Annotated in this window: 8 protein-coding genes; 2 read left to right on the forward strand and 6 right to left on the reverse strand. The window is 50.5% G+C overall.

Annotated elements, in window-relative coordinates; all coding sequences use genetic code 11:
- Window positions 1-2 precede the first annotated feature (2 nt).
- Genes ACJ0G7_RS07535 through queC form a run of 3 tightly spaced genes read right to left on the reverse strand, consistent with a single transcriptional unit; the run spans window position 3 to window position 2,784 of the window.
- Window positions 3-812, reverse strand: a complete 810-nt coding sequence (locus tag ACJ0G7_RS07535; RefSeq protein ID WP_043693729.1) for an aminotransferase class IV — start codon at window positions 810-812, stop codon at window positions 3-5.
- Window positions 809-2,107, reverse strand: coding sequence for an anthranilate synthase component I family protein (locus ACJ0G7_RS07540; RefSeq protein WP_407395599.1), 1,299 nt, complete (start codon window positions 2,105-2,107; stop codon window positions 809-811). The genes ACJ0G7_RS07535 and ACJ0G7_RS07540 overlap by 4 nt, the downstream gene beginning before the upstream one ends.
- Window positions 2,104-2,784, reverse strand: coding sequence for a 7-cyano-7-deazaguanine synthase QueC (queC, locus tag ACJ0G7_RS07545; RefSeq protein ID WP_407395600.1), 681 nt, complete (start codon window positions 2,782-2,784; stop codon window positions 2,104-2,106). Before queC ends, ACJ0G7_RS07540 begins: the two co-directional genes overlap by 4 nt.
- A 197-nt stretch (window positions 2,785-2,981) precedes the next feature.
- On the opposite strand from queC, the gene ACJ0G7_RS07550 reads away from it, so the two are divergent.
- Both ACJ0G7_RS07550 and ACJ0G7_RS07555 read left to right on the forward strand, forming a co-directional pair.
- Window positions 2,982-3,257, forward strand: a complete 276-nt coding sequence (locus ACJ0G7_RS07550; RefSeq protein WP_043693720.1) for a DUF6447 family protein — start codon at window positions 2,982-2,984, stop codon at window positions 3,255-3,257.
- Between the two features lie 26 nt (window positions 3,258-3,283).
- Complete coding sequence (locus tag ACJ0G7_RS07555; RefSeq protein ID WP_407395602.1) at window positions 3,284-4,108, forward strand: hypothetical protein; 825 nt, start codon at window positions 3,284-3,286, stop codon at window positions 4,106-4,108.
- Window positions 4,109-4,114: 6 nt separating this feature from the next.
- Here ACJ0G7_RS07555 and ACJ0G7_RS07560 read toward each other — a convergent pair whose 3' ends face one another.
- Genes ACJ0G7_RS07560 through ACJ0G7_RS07570 form a run of 3 tightly spaced genes read right to left on the reverse strand, consistent with a single transcriptional unit; the run spans window position 4,115 to window position 13,892 of the window.
- The gene (locus tag ACJ0G7_RS07560; RefSeq protein WP_407395603.1) at window positions 4,115-5,362 is read right to left on the reverse strand and encodes a peptidylprolyl isomerase; all 1,248 of its coding nucleotides are present in this window, start codon (window positions 5,360-5,362) and stop codon (window positions 4,115-4,117) included.
- A gap of 21 nt (window positions 5,363-5,383) precedes the next feature.
- On the reverse strand, window positions 5,384-13,516 hold the full coding sequence (locus ACJ0G7_RS07565) for a hypothetical protein (protein WP_407395604.1): 8,133 nt from the start codon (window positions 13,514-13,516) through the stop codon (window positions 5,384-5,386).
- A complete protein-coding gene (locus ACJ0G7_RS07570; protein ID WP_407395606.1) occupies window positions 13,482-13,892 on the reverse strand; it encodes a hypothetical protein in 411 nt (136 codons plus the stop codon). Before ACJ0G7_RS07570 ends, ACJ0G7_RS07565 begins: the two co-directional genes overlap by 35 nt.
- Between the last annotated feature and the right edge of the window lie 2 nt (window positions 13,893-13,894).

Consider the following 13,894-nt stretch of genomic DNA (forward strand, 5'->3'; position numbering starts at 1 on the left):
TGCTAATTCAGCAGGCTCTGCCAAAAGCGCTCTGTGTCAGCCAGAGTTCGCGGCAGTCCGTTCAAGGCGATCACCGGTCGGCAGCTCAGGCTGTTGATCAGAACGGCCTCGTCGTCTGGGTTCAGGTCTGATCCAAGCTCCGCTTCCTTCACCAATCCCAGCGTCAGCGCCCGTCCCCGCATCACCCCCGGCAGGCATCCGCTGCTCAGTGGTGGCGTCAGCCAGGAACCGTTGCGCCTCACCATCAGATTGGCCACTGTGCCGCAGCACAACTGACCTCGGGTGTTCAGAAGCAGGGCGTCATCGCACCCTTGCAACGTGGCTTCCCGACGTGCCAGAACCGCCTGGCTGTAGGCAAAGGTTTTGCATCGACTGATCAGGCTGTCGGCGTTGCGTCGTTCCTGTTGACAGATGATCGCTGTCACAGCGCTGAATGTCGGTGCTCCGGACTCGAGAGTCATCCAGAATCGATGTTGTGCCGGTTGAGGCACATCGATTCCCCGCCGGCCTGATTCGCCTCGGCTCCAGTTGAGTCGGAGGACAGCGCTTTGCCTCTGCAGACCACAGCGCTGGGTCGCTTCCTCGATCAGCGGCTGCAGATGGCTCCGCTCCGGGGGTGGTGCCATGCCAAGCAGGTTGGCGCTGATGCTCCATCGCTGCAGATGTTCCTCCAGCAGTCGAGGTTCACCACTCTCAATGAGCACAGTTTCGAAGAGGCCATCGGCGAGTTGCAGTCCACGGTCGTTGAGGGGCAGGCTCAGCTCATGCGGAGCCCCCCACTGCCCGTTCAGCCAGGCGATCGCTCGGGTCATGCAAGAGCCTCCAGCAGTGGTTGCAGTTTCCACATCAGCTCTTCCGCTTCGCCATCGGGGTCGGAGTCAGCGACGATGCCGCAACCGGCGTGGGCCCGCAGAGTGATGCCGTTTCGCATCAGCGATCGGATCAGAATGTTGCTGTCGAAACGTCCATCCCAATCAACGCGGATCAGTGACCCGCAATAGGGACCACGGCTGGTTGGTTCCAGTTCATGCAGGCGCTGACAGGCCCGCAGTTTCGGGGCACCGCTGATCGACCCCCCCGGCCAGCATGCCTGCAGCAGGTCCACCCAGCTCAGGTTCTGCCGCAGCTGGCCTTCCACCACGGAGGTGAGGTGGTGCACCGAGGCGTAACTCTCCAGACCCACCAGTTGTGGCACCTCGATTGAGCCCGGAATGCAGACCCGGCCGAGATCATTGCGCAGCAGATCGACGATCATCACGTTCTCGGCTCTGTCCTTGTCGCTGGAGACCAGCTCCGCTGCCAGGTCGGCGTCCTGTTCCGGTTCTGGGTGGCGTGGTCGCGTGCCTTTGATCGGTCGTGTCTGGACCCGGCCCGCGGAGTCAACCTCCAGGAAACGTTCCGGTGAGGAGGAGAGCAGCGCTTCTCCGTTATCGGCGATCACCAGTCCGGCAAAAGGGGCAGGACAGCGTTGCCGAATCCTCTGGAACAGCTCCAGGGCTGAGCCATGGGCCGGCCAGGTGGTGCTGCAGCAGGCGGTGAGGTTGGCCTGGAAAAGGTCGCCGTCCGCGATCAGTCTGCGGATGTGCCGAACGCCATCGGCGAAACTCCGCGCATCGGTGTGGTGCGTCCAGGAACCAAGAGGGATGGCCGGACCACGATCGAACTCCGAGGTCTGGCAGGCGGCAAGCCCTTCCGCAAGCTCTTCCATGGCTTGAGGATCCGTGCCAACGACCCACAGTTCCCTGCGCCGGAGATCGAAATTCAGGACGGGGTCATGGCGGGCGATCCAGAGACTGGCCATGCCATCGCGCGACCAGGGGTTGCCGGGTTCACACCAGGCGGCAGCTTCGTAACTGAGCCATCCGGTCCAGTGACCCGGGCCGAGTTGATGCAGGGCTGCAAAGGGATCCCGGGCGTTGGCATCTCCCGGCAATCCCCGGCAGCAGATGATCTCCCGGGGGTTGCTGGCGATGGTGACCCTGTGCCCCAGTTCGCTCCCGTCACCATCGAGCCAGATCAGTCCCCTCTCTCCGTTCTCTGCTGCCAGTTGCCGGGCCACCGCGACAGGCTCGCGCCAGGGCAGCTCCAACCTCTGGGGGGTGATCATGGTTGGTTGGCGCTGCAGAGATCAGCCCGGCCAGCCTCCCGCAGGGCGGCATCACGGATGCGACAGCTGTCGCAGACTCCGCAGGGTGTGCTGCCTCCGCTGTAACAGCTCCACGTTGCCTGGATCGGCACATTCAATCGAAGGGCTTCTTCCACAATTCGGGTTTTGCTCCAGTGCACCAACGGTGCCCACAGCTGTGTGCCATGTCCTTCCCGACCGGCTTTGCTGGCCAGATCCGCCAGATCCTGAAAGGCATGCAGGTAGTCGGGGCGGCAGTCGGGGTAGCCGGAATAGTCGACGGCGTTCACGCCCAACACCAGCCGTTCGGCGCCTCGGGCCTCAGCGAGGCTGAGGCCGATCGCGATGAACACCGTGTTCCGTCCCGGTACATACGTCGGCGGGATCACACCATCTTGAACTCCATCGGTGGGAATGGTGATGGCGGCATCGGTCAGAGCTGACCCCCCCCAGGCGGCAAGGTTGACGGCAATGCGGTGGTGTTCTGCGAGGCCAAGGTGATCCGCAACTGCGGCAGAGGCCTCCAGCTCTCGGCGATGGCGTTGGCCGTAATCAAAGGACAATCCGATCACCCGGAATCCATCCTCTAATGCGAGGGCTGCTGCTGTGGCGGAGTCCAGTCCTCCCGAGAGCAGGGCGATAGCCGTTGCGGACGTCATCCTTTCATTCTGAAGTCTGGCGTGTCATCCAGCTGTATGGTCTTCCAGGAAGGGTTGACTGACATCGATTTCTGGTTCTGATTACGATCTTCCAAACAATTTTATGCCGCGTAAATAATGTACGGCTTTTGCGAATCGAGCTTTGATGTCCGAATTGAACATCAGTGCTAGCGTCCAAATGAAGCATTCATCTGACCATGTCTGAAGAACAGCAGGCCTCTCAGCAGTCTCAGGCCAAGATCAAGCTTGGAGATACAGAATACGATTTCTCCTCTCTTTCGGACCCAGCCAAACAGCTTGTTGCTGCTCTTCGTTCGTCGGAAGCTGAGATGAAGAGTCTGCGCAACCAGATGGCTTTGATGGACGTGGGTCGTCGTGCTCTTGTCGCTCAGCTTCGTCTTGCTGTTGAGAATCCTGAAGCATTCGCTAAGTTACAAAATACGGAATCCAGCTCTGACGGCGGTCAGGGCTGAACCCATCAGCATGCGGCTTTGACTGAATGGCAACTGACAACAATCATCCAGTCTGGGAATACAGAGTCATTCATTTGAATGTCTCTCCTCCAGCCGGGTCCTCGCAAGCTAAGAGTGCCCGGCCTGTTTCTGATGGGCCCCCGCCTCCATCGGTGAAGCAGCCTCCAAAGCCCACTCCATCAGCTGAACCGCAGAAATCGGGTTCTCCAAACCCGATTTTCTCTCAGGCCTATCTTGAACAGGAGTTTCCAAGCTTCTACTCCCATCCTCCTTCCTCTCGCCAGGGTGCTGGTGGAGGAGGAGGTCAGAGTTCTCATCCAGCACACCAGCTTCAGAGCTTTCTGAACACCAATGGTGAGCATGGTTGGGAATTGGTTGGATTTTATCCAGTCGGCCCATTGATGCTGATGATTTTCAGACGTCAGAAATTCGTTGAGGCCGAGAAGGTTCTGATCGATCCAAGTGAATCTTCCGCAACGTCGTCATCTCCGGATTTGGTTTCGAAAATTCTCGACCGACTGGAGCAACTTGAATCAGCTGTTGGTGCTGGAGCTGCAGCAAAACCAGAGGTTGAGGATTCACAGGATTCCAGTCAGCCAAGAATTCTTTCCAGTGATGAATTGCGTTCACTTGAGAAGTTGCCACCTCTCACAACGCAGCAAGCTGCTGAAGCCATTGGCTATCGATCAGTTGAAACATTGCAACGCTTTTTAAGACGCTATGGTTCGAAGCCAGGATTGGTAAAGGCAAACATCAGTGGTGCCGCTGTTGTCTTTCGCGGTAAATTGGTAGATCCTGAATCGGGGCGAGAGCAGGGGATGTGGTGTGTCTTGCCTGATGCGATGTCTTGATTGCAATCAGGTTTCCACAGGAGTTGTCAGCTGATTCAGGGAATTCAACAAGTCTGAAGGATTTGTATCTTCGGCGATTCCATTTAAATTCTGTTGTAAGGACAGGCCTGGGAATGTGCCAAAGGCGTGTCTCAGCATCAGTTTGCCGTCCTGCAGATCGATATTTCGATTCTGATCAATATCGATGATGCTTTCTGTTTGACTTGATAGGGCTATTGAATTGATCTGTTCGTCTTCTTTGGTGTTCAAATGGTTGCTTAGGATCAATGCATTATCCAGGAGTTGCTGGTAGCCCGTTAGGTTGTCATTTGTACTGTTGAAGACGGGTATCAGTTGTTCAAGGTGTTGGCCACTAAGCTTTTCTGTCGCTCGTAATGTGAGCCAATCCATAGAGCTTTGTTCGATTATGGTTTCCGACGAGATCAGAGTTTGGCCATTTTCTAGAGTCGCTTTAATGGGGGTCTGATCTGCATTGTCAATGCTTAGTTCAAAATCGATTTCCTTGCGCTGGTCGATAATTTCAATTGATTTGAATCTCACGGTGTCAGGTGCTGTAATTGTATTGTCGGTTAGAGATAAATAAGGCAGAGTGCTGAATACGCCACCTGCATTGGCAACTGGTGAGCTTGCTAATATGTCGACAAAGAGCAAGTCTGTTTCTGTCTTTGTCTTTCCAAAGACAGTAAAACCGCCATTCTGGTTGTCTAGATTGTTGCTGTTGTCGGCAAGATTGAAAAACCACTGGTTGGTGGCGCTATCGGGATCGTTGCCAATTTTGGCCATCGCAATCGTGCCTCGTGTATTGCTTCGCTCACTGCTGAATTCGTTCTGTACTGGCGAAAAGCTTTCAATGGTGGATGGACTTGTCTGGTTGTCAGACCATTGAAAGCCTCCTCCCTGAAGCACAAATCCTGCAATCAGACGATGAAGAATAACGTCTGTATATTTTCCCTCTTCAACGTAGCGTTCAAAGTTAGCGACGGTCTGCGGTGCCCCGGATATTTCGTCGTCAAGTAGAGAGACATCAATCCAGTCCTGAGTAAGGACGATCGGTAGTTGATCGCCAAGAACGGAATTGATGCGTTCAGCTAAATTATCACTAAGGAGAAAACGTGCAATTCGATGCCCGCCTTGAAATGTTTGGAGGTCGATGGAATGAGTTTCACTGGAAGCCGATCGATAGATGATCGGCTTCCAGTGATCATTTTGAGTCAACCACTCATCAAAAATAGCCTGCAATTCCTGATATTCCAAAGCAGTTGATCTGTCCTCCCTTTATGTTGCCTGTTGATCTGAGATTAGACTGTTCAGATTTTCGATAATGTCGGCGTGCGTGACTGTGTCGTTGCTGAAACCGTTTGAGAGAGATGTGCTTGGGAAGGTGCCAGTGGCCTGACGCAGAATCAGTGCCAGATCACTCGTGTCGAACGTACCAGAGTTGTCAATGTCAAGCACCTTGTCTGGTGTTTGAATGCCAAGGTCAAGATATTTTCTAACGGAAGATTCCGTTGTGCGTTCTCCACTGGTCGACACCAGTTGATTCAGAACTGGATCAGTTTCCAGACTGCCTTCAAGATGACGGCGTGTGATAGCCAGTCCATCGGCGAGGGCATTGATGATGCCATCAGAGTCCACATCCAATTTCCAGAGTACTGTCTCAACTTCAACAGCTACACCATCTTCGTTGATGACAGTGGTGGTGGTTGTGTCTGGAGCAGCGGCCGTCAAGCTGGCGAATGCCAAGCCACCTGGTGAGACGATCTCACCATTCACTTGCTTGTCATCATCGCCACGCCCACCATCTCTGACATAGAGAGCCATGACATCGTTTGTGCCATTTGAATCTGAGTCTTCAAGGAGTGCTCCGGTACCGGTTGTGCTGTCGTACGTAAAGATGAAAGCATCACCATTATTTGGTTTGCGATACCAGATCAGGTCTCGAGTCTCTTCAGGATCACTCAACTGAGCAATGATTTCATCACTGAGTTGAATACCAATTCGTTGTAGTCCGAGATCCTGTGTGGTGGAAGCGTGATTGGAGTTGAAGTTCTCTCCTTGTAGTGCGTTTCCTGGATTCCCTTCAGCAAGGAACCCAGAGAGTGTGCTGCTTCTCGATCTTGCAGAAACATCAACTGGTTGGCTGATCGGAGTGAGATCTTCCGCTTCGTCCTTCGTGTCGTTGCCCAGTTCTGAAATTTCTTTCGCTCCGAACTCTTCTGTAGAACCGGTACTGGTGAGTTCTGCAGGCTCGTTGTTGTTCAGTTCGGTGATGTTCTCAGACGAGACCTGATCGGAAACCGATTCTGGAACGTCCTTCGTGACAACGACAGCGACTGTTGAACTGGTTGAGCTGCCATCCTCTGAGGTGAGGGAGCTCTTGAACGCGATTGGGTTTCCTGAGAGTTCCTGACCCATGGCACCCAATTCTTTTTCCAGCGCAGCTTTCAGCGTGTTGACTTCATCGGTCGTTGGTTCTGTTAGCTTGGCCAATCCCATTAAGTCGTTTTTATCAATCTTGACGGAATCAGACGAGTCACTGGTTTCTCCGAAGAAGCTGTCAAAAATGTCATCATAAGAAACGATTCCTGTGCTGATTTCAGTTTGTGCCGCCTCCAAAGTGTCGTGGCTTTTGGCTATTAGGCTGTAACTCGTTGGATTGAAGGAATAGATGTGAGGATTAACAGTGAATTGATAGGTCTTGCCACTTTCATATTTATCTGTGGAGAGATCAAATAGCAGTGTTTCATCTGAGGGAGTGAACGTGAAGGAGCCATCGTCGTTGACTGTTTCTGTCCCCCAGTTCACGCTCCATTCTTCGTAATTTAATAAATTATTCAGGGCAACCAGGTTCACGTCTTCGGTGAAATCAGTGGCTCTGAGGGTGTAGATTTTTCCACCATTCAGCTTCAGTGTCCACCAGTCTTCTGGATCAAGTGAATTTAACTCACCTTCTGTCGGCACACCATCGACTGTGATCGAGCCGCTGGTTGAATCTTTCGTGTCTGTATCAACGTCAAGACTTATGGATGTATCCAGAGTTGCACTTATTGCGACTGATGGAGCCTCAAGGCCTGGGGTTGGAGGTGTCCAGGAATTGATTTCGAGTCTGTAAGAACCTGCTTCGACATATTGGCTAAATGTTCCTGTCCAAGATTCATTTAACCATTGGCCGCCAAGGTCAAATAAATTCATGAATACATCACCTTCGAAATCTTCAGGCGTTGTCAGGCTAAAGGTGAGATTTCCTGCAACATCAACATTGAAAATCTTTTCTTTTCTATAGTTATCTAGGCTGACATTGAAGTCATGGCTGGTTGAATCTTCCGTGAATGTCTTTTCTGCTTCAAAGGTTGCAGCACTTGTGCTGATTTTTAATTGATAGTCTTGGCTGATTTCATTCCATGTTTCGCCATGTTCAACAATGAGTCTCCACTCGCCGGCAGGTAATTGGAAGCTGACATTCCGCTCATCATTTGTCGGGGATTCTTGCCAATCATCTTGTTTTGAATTGAATGAGCCACCGACATAGTCAAATGTTCTTTCATTCTCCAAGACAAAATCAAGGTTTGCATCGCCGTCGTCGTCGAGTGTTTCTCCATTGACGTCTGTCAGATCAATGGTGACTTTGGAAAACTCCTTTAGTTTGAATACGTATTCATCGATGAATTGAAAATTGCTGCTCAAGCTGGAGACATTTCCGTTGTCTTGAATGTAAAGTCCATCATTGAACACAACATTGGTAAGATCATTCAGTAAGAACCATGAGTTGGCATCTTCAAAGCTGAAGTCAACAGAGTTATTCCACACTTCAAAATCACGAATCTTGCTGCTGTTTTTCAGGCTGTCTTTCAATGAATTTCCTGAATATGTCAATTTGACGACATCAGTCGATGTGACAGCGCTGTCAAGTTGAAACTCGAGATCCCCCCACCGATTCAGGATGACACTGGTTGCTGTGATTTTTTTGGTTTTATTGTCACTGTCGGTTGCTTCAAGTGAGAAATTAGACGGATTTGGTAGATTCTCATTGCTGAGTTCAGCTTCTCCAATATAGATTCCGTTTGGATCTTCCAGTTGAAGGTGCATCATCTTGCCTGCTACATCGGCATACATGATGTGAGGCCCTTGTTCATCAGGTGATTCATTCTTCAGCGGTAAGAAGTAGAACGGTTCAGCAGCAACCCCATTGAGGTTCGTGAATGCGTTATCTGCTTCTGTGCTGCTGTCAGAGAAAGTAGAAAGGGACGGGTCATAGGTTGCCTCCACGAATGTTCCCGAAGGAACTGATTCACTCAGTGTGAAGACCAGTTTCTTTCCATCCACAGCAATGTCTTCTTCACTCAGTGTCAGACTGGTTTCAACACCACGTGCTGGGTCATAAGAATAGAATTGGAAGTCTGCTTTTTCAGGGACGGTTGCCTTTTCAGAATCCGTGGAGAAGTCAGCATCACCATAAAATTCAAGAGTGATTTTTTTGCCCTTCACTACGCTTGTCTCAGGATTGAGCATGATCTGCTCACTGAAATCAAAGCCCATTTGACTGAAAGCAGCCCAGTTATCGACTTTGACTTTTTCTCCAGCTTCAAGTCTTTGGCCATTGACGTCGACAAAGCCATGGCCGGCTTTGGTCAAGACACCTTCTTCATCATAAACATCATCACTTAGTTCGAAGGAGACTTTACTCTCCGGTGTCAGGATTATTTCGCCTTCTTCTTTCAAGGTAATGATGAGTTGGTGTCCCCATTCCACTCGAACGTCATATTTTTCAGGGTCAACAAGCTTTTTGTCGATCTTCAGTTTAATGTCGCCTGGCTTGTATGTTGATCCATTGGCCTCAATCTTGGCCAGTTCGTCCATCCCTACATAGTCCACTTGGATGCGTCGATTGGAATCTGAGTCCGGACCAAGAGGATCTGTCCATGCCCATTCAAAGCCGGGCTTGCGTAAACCGAAATTGTTGACCCATTCATAACTTTCTGTATGGAAGGAGCTGTTGTATGCCTCTTCTGCTTCCATGAATGCGAGGTCATTGCTTTCGTCAAAGACAACGTACCCCCACATATCAACCAAAGGCTTTTCGCCGTCTTCGGGAATATTGAAGTCAATGGTTGAACTTTTAAGAGTTCTGAATTCGTCACTTTCGTCAACGATATCTCCAAATGTCAGCACTTGATCTGCGAAGAGCTCAATCTCGTCAAGTGCTTTTATGGATTCCAGTTCTTGATCGGTAAAGCTAAGTCCTTGCCCATTCCGTGTTGCATGAGGACCTGTTCCCTCATCAGGGTCTCCACCATGGCCACTGACATTCCACGTGAAAATTTCGTCTCCAACAGTGATTTCTAAACCTGGGCCGTAATCCTTATCGGCTGGATCGCCATCGTGATGTTCGAAGTCGCCTTGAGGAGGCTGCTGCCCTTCGCCATTGTCATCTTCGAAGTCACCTTGAGGAGGCTCCTGATCTTCGCCATCGTGATCTTCGAAGTCGCCCTGAGGAGGCTCCTGACCTTCGCCGTTGTGATCTTCGAAGTCGCCTTGAGGAGGCTCCTGACCTTCGCCATCGTGATCTTCGAAGTCGCCTTGAGGAGGCTCCTGACCTTCGCCATCGTGATCTTCGAAGTCGCCTTGAGGAGGCTCCTGACCTTCGCCGTTGTGATCTTCGAAGTCGCCTTGAGGAGGCTGCTGCCCTTCGCCGTTGTCATCTTCGAAGTCGCCTTGAGGAGGCTCCTGGCCTTCGCCATTGTCATCTTCGAAGTCGCCTTGAGGAGGCTGCTGCCCTTCGCCATTGTCATCTTCGAAGTCGCCTTGAGGAGGCTGCTGGCCTTCGCCATTGTCATCTTCGAAGTCGCCTTGAGGAGGCTGCTGCCCTTCGCCATTGTCATCTTCGAAGTCGCCTTGAGGAGGCTGCTGGCCTTCGCCATTGTCATCTTCGAAGTCGCCTTGAGGAGGCTGCTGCCCTTCGCCATTGTCATCTTCGAAGTCGCCTTGAGGAGGCTGCTGCCCTTCGCCATTGTCATCTTCGAAGTCGTCTTGAGGAGGCTGCTGGCCTTCGCCATTGTCATCTTCGAAGTCGCCTTGAGGAGGCTCCTGTCCTTCGCCATTGTCATCTTCGAAGTCGCCTTGAGGAGGCTCCTGGCCTTCGTCCTCGTGCTGAAGGGCTACTGCATCGAGATCGTCTGGATTATCGGTGTCATCATCTTCACTGTCATCAGAATAAGGATTGACCTCAGTTACAACAGCTTCAAGCCCTTTGGATTCCGCATAAAGGTCGACCAGAGCCCTGAACTGTTGCCCATCAGTAATGGAGTTATGACCTGGGCTCGATACTGATCCGAAATCGAATGACTCATACAGTTCAAGACCGTCGAAGAAGCTTTCAAGCTTCTGCTGCAGATGGCCCGTAAGTAGTTCCGGTGTGAATGCTGTTTCTCCTTCCTCCAAGGCCAAGGGGATATGGATTTCAGATTCGTATTGAGGCCCGTATGGATCTTTAAAGCCTCCACCTGACATCATAAACAGTTCTTCCTTTTCAAGATCACTGAGAGGAGATTCTTGATTAGAATCACCCCCGTAGATGTCAACCAATAGTGTGTAATGGCGATATTCTGAGTGGGTGTGGCCTGCTTCATTTTCTTTTGGGATCTCGATTTCAACATTCAGCAAAAGATCATCGCCACTATCAAATGCTTTTCCTTCTACTTTCAGTGTTTTGGCAGCAAGTCTTTGCTGATCCCAGGGAAGATGCCATGGTGTTTCGAAGAAGACATTCGGGAAGTAATCAGACCACTCTGGGTAATCAACCGAATCATCAATGGCAAGGACACCCAGACCATCCCCGTAGCGATCAATCGTGACAACATTAGTTTCTTCCCAGTTCTGCCAGGAGCGAGTGATCAGGCTGAAGCCATCGGGATCAGCCGCTACAGCAGTTCCTTCTTCATTTAGTTTTCCAAACCAGATTGAGTTATAAACTCTATCGAGTTCCCCATCTTGATGTTGTAGAGTCAAAGTAACACTGAAGTCACTCAGCCCTTCTCCATCTGTCAGAGCGGAAAGTTTGAGGCCAGGGTTGACCACTTCAGTACTTTCAGCACCACCACCCATCTCCGTGTTGCCACCAGTTCCTTCCTGATCTGGATTGAAGGGGCCTTCTTGCATCTCGTTGGGCGCATCCTCCTCTTCACCGGGAGGATTTTCGGTATCGGCCTGATGGTTCGGTTGATTGCCAGTGATTGGGACTTCACCGGTGTTATCAATTTCATCGTTGTGCGATGTTGATACATTCTGTACATCGTTCTGCTCTGTCTCTTCCTCTTGCATGACTAGCTGAGTGGTATGGATGTCTTGATGTTCTTCGTTCATATCAGGCTCTCCCTCATTCATCATTCCGTTTTCATCATGTCCGATTGGTGGCTGGCCTTCTGGCATGTCATTCGGTCCTTCATCGCCACCCATCTCGTCATGCCCAACCCCATAACCAGGCATGAAGTGACTTTCGATGTATTTAGTCCACGTGACATCCGTTGCTTGCGCCCAAGCTGCTGCATCCGTGATTGAACCAATTAAGACCTCGAGGCTTTCTAATTGATGAATGTCCTCGAGGGTAATTTGAGAGGCGCCTGCTGGACCTATGGAAAGTGTGGCACTGGTCAGATCTTCATTGCCGATAACAACATCAAAAACAGACTTATCGAAAAACAGATAAGTTTCGTTTGCATTGATACTTTGTTCTGCATCTTGTTCGTCATTGCTTGCCAGTGCATCTGCTGGTATTGTTTCTTTGATCAGGTCGTCATATGACATTCGAATTTCCCATGATTCTGGAATCGCATAATCTGTAGCTTCGAGAGACGGAATAGCGCCCTCCTGTTTCAATGAGATTTCAATCTCGCTAAATGCTGCTTTTACGTCGTTGAGCTCAAGCTTTGTCCAGGTTGTGAACACATCTCCATCTGCAGCATCTGGATTCAAGGTTTCAACGACAAAATCTTCTGTGATGAGTGGGTCGAGACTTATAAAATCAATATCTCCTGCCATGTCCCAATCAATTCTGAATTGTGTTTCTGTCTTGCTGACTGCCATGCGAAGTCCATCATTTGCACCGTATGAGTTCTCAGACAAACTTTCGAGACGCTCGGAGATTTTGTCGTCATTGAACGAAACGACTTTCCCTGTTTTGTTTGTGAGATTAAAAATTGTTTCGCGTCCTGTCTCTTCGAGATTCGAAACTTTGTATGTCGCGAACGATTTGATTGAGTTAGGTAATCCCTCATGTTCGGCAAAGCCTAGTTCAACTCCATTATCGAGGCCAAGATTGGTTCCATTGAGAACGATTTGATTGTTGTTGATGTCAAAATATCCCTCAGCTTCTTCCATGCCATTAATTGAGTATTCGGCTTCTCCTATCCTGACGTCCAGTTGAAATGCATCAAGAGACCAGAAATCAGAAATTGGATAACTTTCAGCTAATAATGGTCCGACAACAACGTCGGTAGAACCCTCTGTCTCTCCCTCAATTTTGAAGTCAACTTCGAAGCTATAGCCTTCTTGAATTTCTTCACTGACAAAGACGAAGATGTAATCTTCTCTCATCCCTGGCATCATCCCTGAGTCGGGATACATGAGGCTGAATGGGTCAGTAAAGCTGGGTATATTGTTTTCAATAACTGTTCCGTCTTCATCTACTAGCTTGACCGTTCCTGTGAAATTGCCAAGATCATCAAAATGTTCAGATAGATCACCCATAAACGACAGTTCTGCCAAAGTTGCTTTATTAGCTTCGCTGTGTGCTGGTGCACCATTTGATCCATGGAAAAATTCACGGAAATTTGAGGAATCGTAGTCGTCGGTACCGCTTAATTTGTTGGCGATAGAAACGAACGTCGACGAGTAGTTCTCTGCAATGTCAGGATTTCCTTGAGTCTCTGAGATTGTGTCTTCGTCATTCCCTTCGTGTCCGTCATCCACGTCATTTGCAAATTCATCGTTGTTTTCATCATCTATCTGATTGTTGAAAATGGCGTCTTCTTCTTCGTTGTCAGGGTGCTGTAGTGCGATGTCTTCAAAATTGTCACCATCTTCGCCGTCGTCTAGCTCAGCATCGGGATCCAGCTCGTCGTCTTCGGCCTGGTTGTCGTCGATATCTTCTTCTTCGCCGCCGTCTAGCTCAGCATCTGGATCCAGCTCGTCGTCTTCGGCCTGGTTGTCGTCGATATCTTCTTCTTCGCCGCCGTCTAGCTCAGCATCCGGATCCAGCTCGTCGTCTTCGGTCTGATTGTCGTCGATATCCTCTTCGCCGCCGTCTAGCTCAGCATCCGGATCCAGCTCGTCGTCTTCGGCCTGGTTGTCGTCGATACCCTCTTCGCCGTCGTCTAGCTCAGCATCCGGATCCAGCTCGTCGTCTTCGGCCATGGTTGTCGTCGATATCTTCTTCTTCGCCGCCGTCTAGTTCAGCTTCCGGATCAAAGGGATCCCCTGGGCCATCACCATTCTCTCCATGGTCGGGCCCAAAGCCTTGATCTTCGTTTCCTGGTCCGTCCCCTCCCTCCGGTGGCTCCTCCTGTTCGTTGATGATCCCTGCCCAATTCTCTAATTCATCAATCATCCACATTCTGTGCTTGAGCAAATCGCTCCAGAACCACCCAAGAGCAGGTATCTCGCTGAGGCCACTGGTTTCCAGTTCACCATCGAGCCAAGCATTGACCACATATCCGTATGCATCGAGACCGTGGAGCTTGCTCATGATGAGAAACCAAGGGTGATTTAGCATTTCCTGCATTCGAAGCATGC

This window comes from Parasynechococcus sp. (assembly GCF_045559935.1).
In the GTDB taxonomy this organism is placed as follows: Bacteria; Cyanobacteriota; Cyanobacteriia; order PCC-6307; family Cyanobiaceae; genus Parasynechococcus.